Source organism: Devosia polycyclovorans (assembly GCF_042181575.1).
Classification (GTDB): Bacteria; Pseudomonadota; Alphaproteobacteria; order Rhizobiales; family Devosiaceae; genus Devosia; species Devosia polycyclovorans.
In genome coordinates this window covers 1,635,344-1,650,341 of the sequence record NZ_CP170082.1, presented here as the reverse complement: position 1 = coordinate 1,650,341, position 14,998 = coordinate 1,635,344, and the positions used below count along the sequence as shown (strand labels likewise).

17 protein-coding genes and 1 riboswitch are annotated in these 14,998 nt (G+C 63.1%); of the genes, 9 read left to right on the top strand and 8 right to left on the bottom strand.

Annotated features, from left to right (window positions below; translation table 11 throughout):
* Positions 1–175: 175 nt before the first annotated feature.
* A complete protein-coding gene (locus ACE4RL_RS08315; RefSeq protein WP_375600029.1) occupies positions 176–1,411 on the top strand; it encodes an aminotransferase class V-fold PLP-dependent enzyme in 1,236 nt (411 codons plus the stop codon).
* A gap of 151 nt (positions 1,412–1,562) precedes the next feature.
* Complete coding sequence (locus ACE4RL_RS08310) at positions 1,563–2,468, top strand: DMT family transporter (protein ID WP_375600028.1); 906 nt, start codon at positions 1,563–1,565, stop codon at positions 2,466–2,468.
* A gap of 6 nt (positions 2,469–2,474) precedes the next feature.
* On the opposite strand, the gene ACE4RL_RS08305 is transcribed toward ACE4RL_RS08310, so the two are convergent.
* Both ACE4RL_RS08305 and ACE4RL_RS08300 read right to left on the bottom strand, forming a co-directional pair.
* On the bottom strand, positions 2,475–2,840 hold the full coding sequence (locus ACE4RL_RS08305; protein ID WP_375600027.1) for a hypothetical protein: 366 nt from the start codon (positions 2,838–2,840) through the stop codon (positions 2,475–2,477).
* Between the two features lie 11 nt (positions 2,841–2,851).
* Complete coding sequence (locus ACE4RL_RS08300; protein ID WP_375600026.1) at positions 2,852–3,241, bottom strand: hypothetical protein; 390 nt, start codon at positions 3,239–3,241, stop codon at positions 2,852–2,854.
* A gap of 356 nt (positions 3,242–3,597) precedes the next feature.
* Between ACE4RL_RS08300 and ACE4RL_RS08295 the strand changes: the two genes are divergently transcribed.
* The 7 genes from ACE4RL_RS08295 to ACE4RL_RS08265 all read left to right on the top strand — a co-directional run bounded on the left by ACE4RL_RS08295 (position 3,598) and on the right by ACE4RL_RS08265 (position 9,509).
* A complete protein-coding gene (locus ACE4RL_RS08295) occupies positions 3,598–4,191 on the top strand; it encodes a thymidine kinase (RefSeq protein ID WP_375600025.1) in 594 nt (197 codons plus the stop codon).
* A gap of 3 nt (positions 4,192–4,194) precedes the next feature.
* Entirely contained in the window at positions 4,195–4,584 is a 390-nt protein-coding gene (locus ACE4RL_RS08290; RefSeq protein WP_375600024.1) for an acyl-CoA thioesterase, read from the top strand.
* Positions 4,585–4,810: 226 nt separating this feature from the next.
* Positions 4,811–5,473 carry an SH3 domain-containing protein gene (locus ACE4RL_RS08285; RefSeq protein ID WP_375600023.1) on the top strand — a complete coding sequence of 221 codons (663 nt, stop codon included), beginning with the start codon at positions 4,811–4,813 and terminating at the stop codon, positions 5,471–5,473.
* 105 nt (positions 5,474–5,578) lie between these two features.
* The gene (locus ACE4RL_RS08280) at positions 5,579–6,151 is read left to right on the top strand and encodes a peptidase inhibitor family I36 protein (protein WP_375600022.1); all 573 of its coding nucleotides are present in this window, start codon (positions 5,579–5,581) and stop codon (positions 6,149–6,151) included.
* A gap of 360 nt (positions 6,152–6,511) precedes the next feature.
* On the top strand, positions 6,512–7,537 hold the full coding sequence (locus tag ACE4RL_RS08275) for a TRAP transporter substrate-binding protein (RefSeq protein ID WP_375600021.1): 1,026 nt from the start codon (positions 6,512–6,514) through the stop codon (positions 7,535–7,537).
* Between the two features lie 77 nt (positions 7,538–7,614).
* On the top strand, positions 7,615–8,193 hold the full coding sequence (locus ACE4RL_RS08270; protein ID WP_375600020.1) for a TRAP transporter small permease subunit: 579 nt from the start codon (positions 7,615–7,617) through the stop codon (positions 8,191–8,193).
* Between the two features lie 2 nt (positions 8,194–8,195).
* Positions 8,196–9,509, top strand: coding sequence for a TRAP transporter large permease subunit (locus ACE4RL_RS08265; RefSeq protein ID WP_116589027.1), 1,314 nt, complete (start codon positions 8,196–8,198; stop codon positions 9,507–9,509).
* 36 nt (positions 9,510–9,545) lie between these two features.
* Here the strand turns inward: ACE4RL_RS08265 and ACE4RL_RS08260 are convergent, their stop codons facing one another.
* The 6 genes from ACE4RL_RS08260 to ACE4RL_RS08235 all read right to left on the bottom strand — a co-directional run bounded on the left by ACE4RL_RS08260 (position 9,546) and on the right by ACE4RL_RS08235 (position 14,991).
* Entirely contained in the window at positions 9,546–9,917 is a 372-nt protein-coding gene (locus tag ACE4RL_RS08260) for a DoxX family protein (protein WP_375600019.1), read from the bottom strand.
* Between the two features lie 106 nt (positions 9,918–10,023).
* On the bottom strand, positions 10,024–10,773 hold the full coding sequence (locus ACE4RL_RS08255) for an ABC transporter ATP-binding protein (protein ID WP_375600018.1): 750 nt from the start codon (positions 10,771–10,773) through the stop codon (positions 10,024–10,026).
* The gene (locus ACE4RL_RS08250) at positions 10,763–11,770 is read right to left on the bottom strand and encodes a FecCD family ABC transporter permease (RefSeq protein ID WP_375600017.1); all 1,008 of its coding nucleotides are present in this window, start codon (positions 11,768–11,770) and stop codon (positions 10,763–10,765) included. Before ACE4RL_RS08250 ends, ACE4RL_RS08255 begins: the two co-directional genes overlap by 11 nt.
* A 9-nt stretch (positions 11,771–11,779) precedes the next feature.
* The gene (locus ACE4RL_RS08245; RefSeq protein WP_375600016.1) at positions 11,780–12,724 is read right to left on the bottom strand and encodes an ABC transporter substrate-binding protein; all 945 of its coding nucleotides are present in this window, start codon (positions 12,722–12,724) and stop codon (positions 11,780–11,782) included.
* Complete coding sequence (locus ACE4RL_RS08240) at positions 12,711–13,439, bottom strand: ferredoxin (RefSeq protein WP_375600015.1); 729 nt, start codon at positions 13,437–13,439, stop codon at positions 12,711–12,713. The genes ACE4RL_RS08245 and ACE4RL_RS08240 overlap by 14 nt, the downstream gene beginning before the upstream one ends.
* Before the next feature lie 99 nt (positions 13,440–13,538).
* A riboswitch (cobalamin riboswitch) is annotated at positions 13,539–13,751 on the bottom strand.
* 142 nt (positions 13,752–13,893) lie between these two features.
* Positions 13,894–14,991 carry a YihY/virulence factor BrkB family protein gene (locus ACE4RL_RS08235; RefSeq protein WP_375600014.1) on the bottom strand — a complete coding sequence of 366 codons (1,098 nt, stop codon included), beginning with the start codon at positions 14,989–14,991 and terminating at the stop codon, positions 13,894–13,896.
* Positions 14,992–14,998: the final 7 nt, after the last annotated feature.

Below are 14,998 nucleotides of genomic sequence, written 5' to 3'. Positions count from 1 at the left end.
CCGGCGCCGGACCTCCAGACCCGGCCTGTCGCACTCCTTCGTCGGCAGGTCGACCAGCGGTTCCTGCAGGCCCCAAGCCATGGCAGGCGCCGCCAAACCCCGGCTCTCAACAGCCGGGGTTTGCTTTTGTCCTCGGCTCGATTACCAGTGAGAGTGTAATCTGTTGCGGGCAATCATGACCACTCTTCCCCTCGATCCGTCGCGTATTCGCGCCCTGTTCCCGGCCTTTGCCGAACCGAGCCTGGATGGCCAGGCTTTCTTCGAAAACGCGGGGGGCTCCTATACGGCCCAGGCGACGCTCGACATCCTCGACCACTATTATCGCGCCACCAAGGTGCAGCCTTATGGCGTTTATGCCGCCTCCGAGGCCGCCGGACAGGCCATGGACCGCGCCTATGAACGCCTTGCCCGGGCGCTCAACGTTGCCACCGACTGGATCCATATCGGCCCCTCAAGCTCCGCCAACACCTATGTGCTGGGCAAGGCCTTCGCCGACTGGCTGAAGCCCGGCGACGCCATTATCGTTACCAATCAGGACCACGAGGCCAATACCGGCAATTGGCGCCGCCTGGCTGAGCGCGGCATGGAAGTGCGTGAATGGCAGGTCGATCCCGAAACCGCCCGCCTTTCGCTCGATAGCCTCGACGCCCTGCTCGACGAGAAGGTCAAGCTGGTCGCCGCGCCGCATTGTTCCAACATCGTTGGTGACATCAACCCGGTCGCCGAGATCGCCGCCCGCGCCCATGCCGTCGGCGCCGTCCTCGCTATTGACGGCGTAAGCTATGCGCCCCATGGCCTGCCCGATCTAGCCGCGCTTGGCGCCGACATCTATTTCTTTTCCGCCTACAAGACCTATGGTCCGCATCAGGGCGTCATGGCCATCCGGCCCGATCTCGCCCGCGCGCTGCCCAATCAGGGGCATTTCTTCAACGATGCCAAGCTGCGCTACCGCCTGACCCCGGCCGGCCCCGACCACGCCCAGATCGCCGCCACCGCCGGCATTGTGGACTATCTCGAACAGGTCGCAGCGCTGGCGCCCGCATCGATCGAGGGCGCCGATCCATTCCGCCGCGCCCATGCCGCCATGCGCGCTCAAGAGGTGACGCTGGCCGCGCCCCTGCTCGACTATCTGCGCAGCCGCAACGACCTCCGCCTGATCGGCCCTGCCGACCCCGCGACCCGCGCGCCCACCATTGCCGTGCTGGCAAAAGAACCGGGCATCGACATCGCCCGACGCCTCGCCCGCCACGGCGTCATGGCCTCGGGCGGCAATTTCTACGCCGTGCGCCTCCTCGAAGCCCTCGACATCGATCCGCACAATCACGGCGTCCTCCGCCTCTCCTTCGTGCACTACACCACGCCTGAAGAGATCCAGCTGTTGATCGCCGCGCTCGATGCCGAACTGAGATAGGCCCCTTATCCGGCGCGACGCGCCACCTTCTCCCCGCCGAGGAGAAGAATAAGCACTGTGCCCCCTTGTTCCTCTCCCCCTCGGGGAGAGGGTGGATCGCCCGGAGGGCGAGACGGGTGAGGGGGAATCCATCCACGAGATACACGCAACAATGTCCCGCCCCCTCGCCTCCCTCCTGCTCCTGCTCTGCACCATGTTCTGGGGCTTTGCCTTCATCGCCCAGAAAACGGCAATGGACTCCATGGGGCCGCTGACCTTTGCCGGTGTCCGCTTTCTTATCGGCGGGCTACTGATCCTGCCCCTGGCCCTGCATGAGCTGCGGCGCAAGGCCGTCAAGCTCACCAGCACCCACTGGTTCTTCATCATGGCGATGAGCACGGTGTTCTTTCTCGGCTCCTGGATGCAACAGGCTGGCCTGCTCACCACCACCGCCACCAATGGCGGCTTTCTCACCGGCCTCTATGTCTTCTTCGTGCCATTGCTCGGGTTCATCCTGTTTCGCACCCGACCACATCCCATTGTATTCGTCGGCGTCCCACTCGCCCTTGTCGGCATCTACTTCCTGAACGGCGGCGGCCTCGACAGCTTCAACACCGGCGACTGGATCATCATCGCTAGCGCCATCTTCTGGGGGTTGCATGTGCTGCTGCTCGGCCACGTCGCCAAGATGACCGGCCTGCCCATCTTCGTGTCGTCGGTGAGCTTCCTCTTCGCCGGCATCGCCGCCAGCGCCATCGCCCTGCCTACCGAAGCCCCGACCTTGGCCGGTATTTCGGCCGGTTGGATCGAGATCGCCTATGCGGCCGTGCTCTCCACGGCGGTCGGCTTCACCTTGCAGGCCATCGGTCAGCAGCACGTTCCCTCGGCCAATGCCGCCATTATCCTCTCGGCCGAGAGCTTGTTCGCGGCCTTGGGCGCGGCCGTGGTGCTGGGCGAGCGCCTGCCCCCGATCGGCTATGCCGGCGCGGCGTTGATCTTTGCGGCCATCCTGCTTGTCGAAGCGATCCCGCCGCTATGGGCTCGCCGCAAGGTGCATGTCCCCCGAACGGTGAACTAAAGCTCCCTATTCGCCATAGCGATACATCTGGTAGCTCTTGCAGATCACAAGGGCTACGCACCCTCTGAGCGTGATCTGGTCTTCGCTCACCTGGGTGATCGTCCCGGCCGCGCTCTGCCCATAAATGTGCAACTCGCCTTTCCATTCACCCGGGCGGGTCTGCACGGCATGGTCGATCAGCATGGTGTTGAGATAGGGAAGATTCTCCGCACTGTCCGCGCCATTGCCTAGCCAGATCAGTTCGGCACAAAGCTGGGTGCCGTCACCGCACAGGGTCACGTCATAGCGCGAATCCCGCATTTCGATCTCCCACACCCCGACCGGCGAGGCCAGAGCCGGCGCCGCCGCGATCAGCGCGAAAAAACATGCCAAAATCGCTCGCATCATGGCGTGTACCGATACATCTGATAGGTCTTGCAGACCACTAGAAATGCGCAGCCGGAAAGGGTCATGTGGTTCTCGCTGTGCTGGGTGATTGTGCCGCTCAACTTATGCCCGAACAGATGCAGCGTGCCCTTCCATTTCCCCGGGCCGGAAGGCCGCAACGCCTGTGCCATGGGCTTATTGAGATAGGGCTTGTACTGCTCGTTGTAGTCGGCGTCGGACAACCAGACCAATTCGCCACAAAGCTGCGTGCCGTCGCCACACAGGTCCAGCCCAAACCGCGTGTCGCGTGTCTCCAGTTCCCACACGCCAGCGGGTGAAGCAAACGCTGGTATCGCCGCTGCACAGGACAAGACAAGGGCTGCAAGCAGACGCGAAAATCTCGGCATGGTAATCCTCTAACACATCAATGCTTCCAAATCTGGCCTCTGTCACCTGAACCGAAGCTGAATAGTACTGGCAACGACAATGGAACAATCGACGCGGTCACCTCGTCACGGCCTTGTCATCTTGACCCCATAGGGTCCGCCTTATCCCGGCTCCCCCCAATGGCCAGGATTGCCGGCCCCGCGTACCAACGCCGCGCCGGCATCGGAGGGCCCGGACCGCCAACCCCCGGCCTTCCCGACCGACAAGATCGGTCCTGGCCGCCTCAGGGCGGCCTTTTTTTGTGGACCACGCCGCATTTCGCCTCGCACCGGCCCCGTCCCTGCGCCACAACAAAGGCCCCGTTTCAGGCGCGACCATGGCCAAGCTCTATTTTTCCTATGCGGCGATGAATGCCGGCAAGTCCACCTTGTTGCTGCAGGCAGCCTATAATTACCGCGAGCGCGGCATGCGGGTCTTGCTGTTCACTTGCGCCGCTTATGCCGGCGGCCAGCCCGGCATTATCAGCTCCCGCCTCGGCATCTCCGAGCCCGCCGAACTCTATGACGACGATGTCGACCTGTATGTGCGCATCCACGACTATGCGCTTGAATCCAAGATCGACTGCGTCTTTCTCGACGAAGTCCAGTGCCTCACCCGCGAGCATGTCTGGCAATTGGCACGCGTGGCTGACCGGCTTGATATCCCGGTGATGTGCTATGGGCTGCGCACCGACTTTCTCGGCCGCCCCTTCCCCGGCGCGGTCGAACTGCTGGCCATAGCCGATACTCTGCGCGAAATTCGCACCATCTGCTGGTGCGGCGCCAAGGCGACCATGGTCGTACGCCGCGATGCCAATGGACGGGTGCAGACCGACGGCAATACAGTGGCCCCCGAAAAGGCCGACTATGTCTCGCTGTGCCGCGAACATTGGGAAGAAGCGTTCGGCCGCTGGCCGGTGAAAGGACCCTGAACCATGCAGAACGACGCGACAGAGCCCACCGGCGCCCTGACCATCCGCACCCTGGCCATGCCAGCCGACACCAACCCTGCCGGCGACATTTTCGGCGGCTGGGTAATGAGCCAGATGGACATCGCCGGCGCTATCGCCGCCGTCGAGCGGGTCAAGGGCCGCGTCGTCACTGTTGCGGTGGAGGCGATGACCTTCATTGCCCCGGTCAAGGTGGGGGATGTGCTCTGCGTCTATGCCAGCATCGAGCGCGTCGGCAACACCTCCATCACCGTTGGTCTTGAGGCTTGGGTGCGTCGCAACCGGCTCGATGACCGCACCAAGGTGACTGACGCGCGCTTCGTCTATGTCTCGCTCGACGAAAGCGGGCAGAAGCGGCCGATCAGCGCGGATTGATTTGCACCAAGCCCGTTCAGACTGCGTTCAGCCAGGCTTTGCTTAAGTGCATCTCGGCGCACCGGTGGCGCTTGGGAAGTCGATACTGAACGACGACCAGCTGTCCTCTCCGGAACTCTTTGCGCCAGGACTTCGTTTCTGGAGTCACAAACAATTTGGCGCGGTCGCCGAAAAGCGTCGTCCCGGAGGTCCGGGGCCGGAGAGACCGAGTCATAGGGAGCAAGTCATGCATCGTCAGACCCGCAGAAATCTTCTGAACATGGCCACAGGTATTGCCGTCGCCGCCGCCGCGGTCGTCGTCTTCCTGCCCGCCGCCCAGGCAGCGCCCGGCACAGCCACCAGCAATGTCAATGTCCGGTCCGGCCCCGGCACAGGTTATGCCGTTGTCGATACGCTGCGCCGCGGCGAGCAGGTCGATGTGCAGCGCTGCCAGTCGTCCTGGTGTTATGTTGTCAAACCCGGCCCTGATGGCTGGGTCTCGGCCAGCTATCTCAGTGCCGGCGGCCGCCCGGTCAATCCGTCCAATCCTGCCCTTTCCTTCGGCTTCACCATCGGTGGCCCTGATGGCCCGCAGATCAGCATCGGTGTCGGCAATGGCAACAATCCCCAGCCCCGTCCGCCCCGCCCGCCGGTCGTGCAACCCGTCTATGACGAAGTGTGCTTCTATGATCGCACCCGCATGCGCGGTGACAGCTTCTGCATGGAAGAGGGCGAGGCGATCCGCAATCTGGGTAGCTGGACGGACCGCATTTCGTCCTTTGACAATCCCGGCGGCCTTGAAGTCCAGGTCTGTTCCGATACCAACTTCCGCTTCTGCCGCACTTACACCACGGGCGCATCGTCCTTGGGCGACTATGATGACTACATCGCTTCCATCCGGGTGCGGTAAATCGAGTTTGAACCCAATAGCGCCGCCCTGAACGGGCGGCGCTTTACTTTATTGCATCTTCCGGACAGGCTGACTTTCGACCGCAATTGAGAGGGGAATATTGCTATGCGCGCGCTACTGGCCTTTGCACTTGCCTTCGTTTTCTCACTCCTGCCCAGTCTTTCTGCCATGTCCGCCTCTGACTATGGCAGCCATGCCTGGAGCCGTGCTCCGCTGATTTTGCGGGATGGCCCCGGCCCCGCCTATGACGTCACCGGCGAGATCGCTGGTGAACAGGAGATCCGGGTGCTGCGCTGCCAGAAGCTCTGGTGCAATGTCGCCGGTCCCGGCGGCCGCGGCTGGACCGGCAAGGCCGCCATTGATTTTGGCAAGGATCCGCATTGGCCCATTCTGGACCCTGACAATCAATGGCCAGACCTGGCCGGCGGAGAGATGTGCTTCTACGAGGGCACACATTACACCGGCCGCTCCTTCTGTGCAGACACCGGCGACGTATTTCAGGATCTCGCTGCCTGGGGCTGGGATAATCGCATTTCCTCGGTCCAAGTGATCACCCCGACCAGTGCCGCGCTGTGCCGCGACCGCTTCTTCCAGTCCTATTGCGAACGCATCGCCGAAAGCCAGCCCGTGCTTGACCAATATCTGCGTCGGCATCTCTCTTCGATCCGGCTGTACTAGCACCACTTCGACAACTCGCCGGCGCTCAGCACCTACAACCGCAAGATCTAAACCTATCAGGTCTTCTGCCTTGGGGGGGATCGAGAAAGACGCTGCCAGGCGAGACCACCGCGCCTTTTTCTAGGCCTCGCCAAGCAATTCTGCGATCCCGCTATACCGCGCGACCCTGATCCCTGTGTGGCGCGCTGCGTCCGCCGCGCCGCTCATTTGCTTGGGGCAAAGGGCTTCGTGAAGTTCCCCCGTGCCTTAGCCGGTTGATCGGCTCGCTAATCCGTGCAGACTGGCGAGCGAACGGCGCAAGAGTTTTCGATGCACTTCTGCGTTACGTAAATCAAATCGAGCATCGAAAGGGAGAACATCGTGACTTTTTCCAAGTTTGTCGTCAGCACCACCGCCTCGGCAGTCGCGGCCCTGCTGCTCTGCGGCGCCGCTGTGGCCCAGGAATATAGCTGGACGTTCCAGACCTCTGAAACCGCCGGTGAACCAGGCTTCATCAACAAGCAGAAATGGGCCGATAGCGTCACCGAGCTGTCCGGTGGCCGCATCGAGATTGAACTGCTGCCGATTGGCGCTGTTGTCCCGCACACCGATACGCTTGAGGCCGTCGGCGCCGGCATTCTTCAGGGCCACCTGACCGACCCGAGCTATTTTGCCGGCAAGGACCCTGCCTTTGCCATGATGGGCAATCTGGTGGGCGCCTGGAGTGACCCGTTCGAACTGCTCGGTTTCATGAAGTCGGGCGGCGGCAACGATCTCTATGCCGAGCTGGTCGAGCCCTACGGCGTACAGTTGATCGGCACTGCCGCGACTGAGCCGGAAGCCTTTGTGGCCTCCATTCCCCTGCGTGGCGTCGAGGATCTTCAAGGTCTCAAGCTGCGCGCACCCGAAGGCATGGTCTACGAAATCTTCTCCAAGGCTGGTGCCGCTCCTGTGGCGCTGCCGGGTTCCGAAGTGTTCACTGCGCTGGACAAGGGCGTGATCGACGCGGCCGACTACACCGTGTTCGCGGCCAATCAGGGCCAAGGCATGAACGACATTGCCAACTATCCGCTCTATCCCGGCTTCCACTCGCTGCCGCTGATCGACATCTCGATGAACAAGGAAACCTGGGACGGGCTGCCCGATGACCTCAAGGCCATCCTGCGCGCTTCTGTCGACCAGTTCATCTTCCAGCATGTCTATTCGGTGCGCCAGCAGGACGCCGAGGCAGTGGCCGAAGCCAAGCAGAACCCGGATATCGAGATCATCAACTGGTCGGCTGACGAACGCGCCAAGTTCCGCCGTATCGCTCAGGACGAGTGGCAGTCCTGGGCGGAAAAGAGCGACATGACCCAGCGCTACTACGACACCGTCATCGAATATCTCGAAGGCCGCAACCTGCTCTAGGCTGGTCATCTGCAAAGAGAAATGCGCCCGGGGGAGAACTTCGCCGGGCGCTAATTTGTCGCCACAGGAGAGAACAGATGGCCGACGAGGTCGACATTCCGGCGGCCGCCGATGGCGGCGATTCCGAGATCCGTTCCCCGCTTGACCGCGCGGTAGCCGGTCTCAGCAAAGCACTGGCCTGGGCGATATTTCTCGCTTTTGGCGTAACCGTCTTCGAGGTTATTTCTCGCTACGTCTTTGATAGACCCACCTTCTGGGCGCATGAGACGACCACTTTCCTGATCGCCGCGATCTTCCTTGTGGGCGGGCCGATCGCCCTTGCCCGCGACAAGCATATTCGCGTCCGCATGATTTACGACGCCGTATCCCCCAAGGGGCGGCGCATGCTCGATATCATCAACTCTCTGATTGCCATGGTCTTCTTCGCAGGCCTCGCCTATGCGGGCTGGATCATGTCCTGGAAGGCCACCCACACCCCAAGCGGAGAATTCCGTCTTGAAGGCACGGGCACCTCGTGGAATCCGCCAACCCCCGCGCTGCTCAAGATGCTGGTGCTGGTCTGCGTCGTCCTGATGTTCGTACAGACCCTTCTGCATCTGATCGAAGCCATCCGCCGCGACGTGTCCGCGCCGGCCAAGCCTGCCGGGGAGAAATAACGATGGGCTTGAGCGCTCTTGGAATTGAATACGGCTCATACATTCTTGTCGGCTGCATCTTCTTGCTGCTGCTGACAGGCCAGCCGCTCGCCTGGGTCACCGGGCTGGTGGCACTGCTTTTCACCTTTGGCTGGTTCGGCACCAACTCCCTGCCGCTGGTAACCTCGCGCATCTTCGGATTCATCACCGAATATTCCCTGGTGGCCATCCCGATGTTCATTCTCATGGCGGCGATCCTCGACCGCTCCGGCATCGCCAAGGACCTGTTCAATGGCATGCGGGTGCTGGCCGGCCGCCTGCCGGGCGGCGTGGCAGTGCAGACCTTGATCGTGGCCATCCTCATGGCGGCGATGTCCGGGGTTATCGGCGGCGAGATCGTGCTGCTCGGCATTCTGGCTCTGCCCCAAATGCTGCGCCTGGGCTATGATCGCAGTCTCTCGATCGGCGTCGTCTGCGCCGGCGGTTCGCTCGGGACCATGATGCCGCCCTCGATCGTGCTGATTATCTACGGCCTGGTCGCCAGCGTCTCGATCGCCGACCTGTTCGTTGCGGCCATCACCCCGGCCCTGCTGCTGCTGGCATTTTACGTGGCCTATGTGCTGTTCATCTGCATTCGCAATCCGCAGATGGGTCCGCCCATGTCCAAGGAGGAGATGGCCCAGGAGTCTATCGGCAGCGCCCTCAAATCTGTCGCCGCACCGCTGTTTATCGTGCTGGTGGTGCTCGGCTCGATCTATGGCGGCATCGCCTCGATCACTGAAGCCGCAGCTCTGGGCGTCTCCGCCGTGCTGCTGGTCTCGCTGATCCGGCGCGAGATGACCTTCAAGATGCTGCAGGACAGTCTGGTCCACACTCTTGAAACCTGCGGCATGATCATCTGGATCGGCATTGCCGCGGCCGTGCTTGTCGGCGTCTACAACCTTATGGGTGGCAACCGCTTCGTTTCCGGAGCCATTCTCGGGCTCGATGCCCCGCCTGTGGTGCTCATCATGGTGATGATGCTGATCCTGCTGGTGCTGGGCATGTTCCTCGACTGGATCGGCATTGCCCTGCTGACCTTGCCGATCTTTGTGCCCATCGTCATCCAGCTTGGCTACGATCCGATCTGGTTCGGCATCCTGTTCGCGGTTAACATGCAGGTGTCATACCTGACCCCGCCCTTTGGTCCCGCCGCCTTCTATCTCAAGAGCGTCGCGCCAAAGGAGATCACCCTCAAGCACATCTATACCGCGCTGCTGCCATTCATTGCCCTGCAATTGGTGGTACTGGGAACCATCCTCTTCTTCCCGCCCATCGCCACCTGGGCGATCAGCTGACAAGCAATGGCCGGGCACACGCCCGGCCTTTCCTTTTCACCGCAGCAGCGGAAACACCGCACGCACCTTCTCTTCGCGCAGCCACAGCGCTACCCAGACTGCGACCCCGAGATAGATGGAGAACAGCGTGTGGCTAAACAGCGGATTGTCGACCCGCAGATTGGCCGCCAGTGAACCGCCCAGCAGACCTGTTGTCAGGACGGCGCCCAATAGTGCGGTTCGTGGCACCAGGAACAGGATGACACAGCCCACTTCGATCACCCCGATCAGCACCAGATATTTCATCGGCCAGCCGACCACCTCCATGGCGCTGGTCGCCGCCTCGATCCCCATGAACTTGGGCACTGCCGAGGCGATGGCCAGAAACAGCCCGATCAACACACTCAGTACCCACCCTGCAATCCTCATTTCCGTCCCCTTGCTTTGACTGGTCGGCGCCATGCCGTCCCTACCCTGACGACGCAGAGAAGAGCCCGTTTTCGACAAGCCTGCGAACATAAAGCTCCGCGAGCGCTCAGATTGCCCCTGCAATTCGCAGCTGACCACCGTCGAGCGCGCCATCCACCCGATAGATCTGGGCAAACCGCTCCCGGGTCAGCACCACATCTGCTGGCCCCTGCGCCACCAGCCGGCCATGGTCGAGCAGAAGCACCTCGTCGCAATAGCGCGACGCCAGGTTGATATCATGGAAGGAGGCCAGCACCGTGCGCCCACGCTGACGCACCCGATCGAGCAGCCGATACTGGAAATGCAGATCGAGGTGATTATGCGGCTCATCGAGCAGGTAGAGCATGGGGTCAAGCGCGAGCAATTGCGCAAAAAACACCCGCTGCTGCTCGCCGCCTGACAGGCGCTCGGCGTCGTCATCGGCGCGGTGCAGCAGCCCGATCTCCCCCAGCGCCGCCGTGACCCGTTTCTCGGTTTCACCCCGAGTTAGCTTCAAGGGCAGCAGGCCCAGCCGCACCACCTCTTTGAGGCTCAAACCGGCCAAGTTCACCTGTTCCTGCACGAGCGCGCCCACCCGGGTCGCATAGTCGCGCCGCGCAATAGTGTTGATGTCCTGCCTCTCCAGCAGCACTCTGCCGCCCGAGGCCCGCTCGGCGCGGTAGAGGATGCGCAACAGGCTCGATTTGCCCGCACCATTGGGCCCCAGCAAGCCATAAAACCGGCCTGGGCTCAGCGAAAAGCTCACCCCGTCGAGCAAGGCCTTGTCCTGCTTGTCGAGGCGGAGATCGGCAACCGACAGAATGAGATCAGATTCCACGGCGAACCCTCCGCAGGATGACAATAAAGGGCGGCGCGGCGAACAGCGCCAGCAGCACGCCCAGCGGCAGTTCTTCGGGCGCCAGCACCACCCGGCACAGCAGATCGACCACCACCAGCACCAGCGCCCCCAGGATCACCGCCAGCGGGATCAGGCGCCAATGCGTCGCCCCGATCAGCAGCCGCGCCATATGCGGCACGATCAGCCCGATAAAGCCGACAATCCCGGCACCCGCCACCGACAACCCGGTCAAAAGTGCCGCGCCGGTAAGAAACCCGATGCGCAGGACGGCGACCGGCACGCCCAACGCGGTCGCCCGTTCATCGCCCAGCAGCACCGCGTCGAGCATGGTCGAATAGGCAAGGGCCAGAACGATCATCGGTGGCAGCGCCAAGGCCAGCGGGAGCAAGTCGTTCCAGCCTGTGCCGGCCGCCGAACCCATCAGCCATTGCAGCGCGGCGCGCGTCACATGCGGGTCGGCGATATGCAGGAAGAAGGCCGAGATGGACTGGAAGAACAGCGACACCGCTATGCCCGCCAGGATCAGCACCAGCCGGTCCAGGCCTCGCGCCGGCGAGAAGGCCAGCCCCAGCGTCACCACAAAGGCCAGCACGGCGCCGGCAAAGGCCAGTATGGGCAGGCCCACCGTGGCCACAAACGTCGCCGGCAACCAGACGATAGCCGCCGTGGCCGCCGCAGATGCACCGGAAGACAGACCCAGCAGATAGGGGTCGGCCAGCGGGTTGCGCAGCAAGGCCTGCATCAGCACCCCCGACAGTGCCAGCCCGGCCCCCACCAATGCCACCATCAGCACCCGCGGCAACCGCCATTCCCAGATGATCAGCACCAGATGCTGCTCGGCCTCCGGCAGGCGCAGCAGCGCGGCCACGCTGGCATCCCAGCTAAGGTCGGCCGTGCCCCAGAAGACACCGGCCAGCCCCGCCGCCAGCAGGGCCAGGATCGAAACGGCGATGGCCCAGAATGTCTTGCTGCTCACCTGCGGTGCCTAATTCAGTGCCGCCAGGTCTGCACCCAGCGCTTCCACGCCCTCGACAAAGCGCACACCCAGCACCGTTGCCGAGAACGGAATGACGACGAAGCGCTCATTCTCAACCGCCTCGAGCGTGGACAACACCGGATCATCCTTCAGATGGGCGATCTTTTCGTCGGCCGTGGACCATTCAGCATCGACCAGCACGATCACCTCCGGATTGCCGGCCACCACCGCCTCCCAGGCCAAATCTGCCCACCGGCCCTCGACATCGCCCGCAATATTGACCAGCCCCACGGCGTCGAGCAGCAATCCCGGCGCCCCGCAACAGCCGGCCGAGAACGCCGTTTCGCTGCCCGAGTCATAGAGGAAGGCACGCTTCCCTTGCCCCGGGTTGGCGCCGGCCACCGCCTCAAGCCGGAGGCGAATATCGGCCGCCAGTTCAGCCGCTTTCTCCTCGACTTCGAACAGCGCACCGATCCGCTCAAGATCGATGAACAGCGGCGCAGTGGTCAGTTTCACAGCGGCCGGATGCAGATTGCGGCATTCGACATTGACTAGGTAGGTGCCGATCCCCAGCGCGTTCCACGCCTCCTGCGCGCCTAGCGCCTTTTCCCCAAAGGCCGAATTGAACCCGGCAAACAGCAGGTCAGGGTTCTTCGCCAGCACAACCTCGCGCGCCGGATAGCGCTCGGACAACACCGTCACGCTGTCATAGGCCGCCTGCCAACGTGCCGGAATGGCATCGTCCAGATAGGCAGTCCCCACCAGATGGTCTTCCAGTCCCAGCGCCAGCATGATTTCGGTCGCCTGCTGGTTGAGCGTCACGACGCGGCTGGGCACGCCATCGAAAGACGATACCGTCTCGCAGCTTTCGACGCTCAACTCTTGCGCCAGCACCGGCGTGGCGGCAATCGCCATGGTGACACCGGCCACAGCCAGCAGACTAGTGGGCTTCATGGCCTACCTCATACATGGTCAATTCGGGCAGCGGATCATCCGCGGCCAGGGCCGTCGCAAAGCGGGCGACGTCCGCGTGAGTCTCGAGACGGTACCAGCGCCCGGAAGGATAGACGGCGATGGTCGGGCCCTGATTGCAGGGGAACAGACACCCGGTCAGCGTGATCAGGCAGTCCTCGTGAACCCCGGCGCGGCGCAATGCGCCCTCCAGCGACTGCCGGATCGTCCCCGCCTCCCGGAAGGTGCAGCGTGGCCCCGTGCACACCAGCAAATGATGCCGGAACGGTGGTGGCGCCTGCCAGCCGGGATTGGTGATCGAAGCTTCCTCGGGCACAACAAGCCGTGCCGCCGGCGCCCCGGCCAGCGCCGCGTCCGCCACCGCCTGCAGTACATCAACTTCGGCAACCTGGTCACCGGCCAGAGCCAGCGCCACCGCCACATCGCGCGGCTGGTTCAACCAATGCGCCAGCGCCCCCGGCAACCAGGCGGCAAGACTGTCCGAAAAGGGTAGCCCCACCGGCTGCACCAATATGTCTCGCGCCCCATCTGCCACCAGCCCGTCCAGCGCCGCCATCGGACCGGCATCGGCGCCCTCCATTCGGGCTACGGCTGCCGGCACGCCCGAGGCGGCCGCGAGCCCCTCGCACAGCTTCCGCTGGCGCGCAGCGCTGAGATAAGGCTGAGTAATAAGATAAAGGATTGCGTCAGGCTGCATCGCCGCTGCCATCCCCTGTTGGGGACGCAAAGATGCACCTTTGCTCGCGATACTGTCGCACGATCATGTCCTGCCCCCTGCCGGAACACCTCGTCCGGCTTCATGGTCTCTTGCCTGGGCAGGTCTCCTGGCTCACGGCTCGAAATCGCGCCCGCCGTCTTCCCGGACCGTTCCGGTCCAGTGACATATTGGCAAGGCGCTCGCCGCTTACAGTTGCGAGGGCAGCCACGGTCTTGGCCCCTGATGGGTAATCCGCACCGTGTTCCCTTTTAATCCGCGCGTCATGGCGGAACCTAAGCGCCCTGTGATCCCACAACTACGCCGCTGCCGCAAGCCTGCTTCCGCGCACCCCAGGGCCACGCGTTCCGGTCTATCAAGCCGCTAACAGGTCAGCCTGCCCCGCAGGGGGCCGCTCTTGACCGTTGTTGAACCGACCGCAGCGGCGAGGCAGATCTCATTCACTGCGCCGGTGCCGTCGCTCAGCCGCCAGCAAGACCATCGCGGCGGGCACCGCCAGCACCAGCGCACCCAAGGACATCTTGCGGCGCTCGCGCCGCGGCGCCGGCTCTGTGTCGTCCTTGTCCGGCCAGGGTTCGCCGAGCGTATCGGCCACATAGGCACCCCGCTCTCCCATCGGCAGCCGCTCACCCGTGGTTGAATCCCGGCGCGTCTGGTGTTCCAGCTCGGAGTTGACAACCGCACCGATGATCACCACCGTCGCCGAAATCCACAGCCAGGTCATCAAGCCGATCACGGCCCCCAGCGTTCCATAGGTGGCACTGTTGTCCGAGAAATTGGAGACATACCAGGATAGCCCCACCGATCCTGCCCCCAGCGCCACCACCGCAAGCACCACACCCGGACTGATCCAGCGCCAGCGCGCCTCTTCGCGGCTGGCGCCCCAGCGGTAGAGCGCTGCAATCATCAGCGACAACACCACCAGCATGGCGCCATAGCTGCCGATGCGCACGGCCCACTCCAGCCCGCCGCCGGGCAGCAGTTTGACCAGCATGGGCATGATCACCACCACTGCGATCACCAGCACCGCCGCGATGGCGCCGCATAGTGTAAACACGATCGACACCAACGCCACTTGCAGGAAATTTCGCTTTTCCTGCTCGTGATAAGCCACGTTCATCGCTTCGAACATTGCCTTCACGCCCGCACTGGCGCTCCACAAGGCGATGCCGAGCGACACCAGCAGGGTCCAGCCCAGCGTGTTGCTGTTCTCGGAGGTCAACCGCGTCAGTTGGTTGTTGACGACCTCCACCGCCCCGGGCGGCACGATGCCGCGCAGCAAGTCGACGTGATCAAGCACATTGGCACTGTCGTAGAACAACCCGTAGATTGACACGAACGCGGTCAGTGTCGGCACTAGCGATAATAGCAGATAGAAGCTTACCCCGGCGGCCGTGAGCAGAATGCGGTCCTTGGTGATATCGCTAGAAATGCGCCAGACGACGTCTTTCAGGCCCGGCGGGGGGATCTGGGCAGGGTTGTCGGCCGCCCGGCCACGGCTGCCGGCCGCGGCGGAGTTTGCGGTATCGGACATCAGGCTC

Excerpts from the sequence above, each read along its gene's own strand:
- ACE4RL_RS08260 (WP_375600019.1), bottom strand. The coding sequence starts at position 9,917 with ATGAGGATTGCAGGGTGGGTACTGAGTGTGTTGATCGGGCTGTTTCTG.
- ACE4RL_RS08290 (WP_375600024.1), top strand. The coding sequence starts at position 4,195 with ATGCAGAACGACGCGACAGAGCCCACCGGCGCCCTGACCATCCGCACC.
- ACE4RL_RS08270 (WP_375600020.1), top strand. The coding sequence starts at position 7,615 with ATGGCCGACGAGGTCGACATTCCGGCGGCCGCCGATGGCGGCGATTCC.
- ACE4RL_RS08310 (WP_375600028.1), top strand. The coding sequence starts at position 1,563 with ATGTCCCGCCCCCTCGCCTCCCTCCTGCTCCTGCTCTGCACCATGTTC.
- ACE4RL_RS08245 (WP_375600016.1), bottom strand. The coding sequence starts at position 12,724 with ATGAAGCCCACTAGTCTGCTGGCTGTGGCCGGTGTCACCATGGCGATT.
- ACE4RL_RS08235 (WP_375600014.1), bottom strand. The coding sequence starts at position 14,991 with ATGTCCGATACCGCAAACTCCGCCGCGGCCGGCAGCCGTGGCCGGGCG.
- ACE4RL_RS08315 (WP_375600029.1), top strand. The coding sequence starts at position 176 with ATGACCACTCTTCCCCTCGATCCGTCGCGTATTCGCGCCCTGTTCCCG.
- ACE4RL_RS08240 (WP_375600015.1), bottom strand. The coding sequence starts at position 13,439 with ATGCAGCCTGACGCAATCCTTTATCTTATTACTCAGCCTTATCTCAGC.
- ACE4RL_RS08265 (WP_116589027.1), top strand. The coding sequence starts at position 8,196 with ATGGGCTTGAGCGCTCTTGGAATTGAATACGGCTCATACATTCTTGTC.
- ACE4RL_RS08300 (WP_375600026.1), bottom strand. The coding sequence starts at position 3,241 with ATGCCGAGATTTTCGCGTCTGCTTGCAGCCCTTGTCTTGTCCTGTGCA.
- ACE4RL_RS08280 (WP_375600022.1), top strand. The coding sequence starts at position 5,579 with ATGCGCGCGCTACTGGCCTTTGCACTTGCCTTCGTTTTCTCACTCCTG.
- ACE4RL_RS08285 (WP_375600023.1), top strand. The coding sequence starts at position 4,811 with ATGCATCGTCAGACCCGCAGAAATCTTCTGAACATGGCCACAGGTATT.
- ACE4RL_RS08295 (WP_375600025.1), top strand. The coding sequence starts at position 3,598 with ATGGCCAAGCTCTATTTTTCCTATGCGGCGATGAATGCCGGCAAGTCC.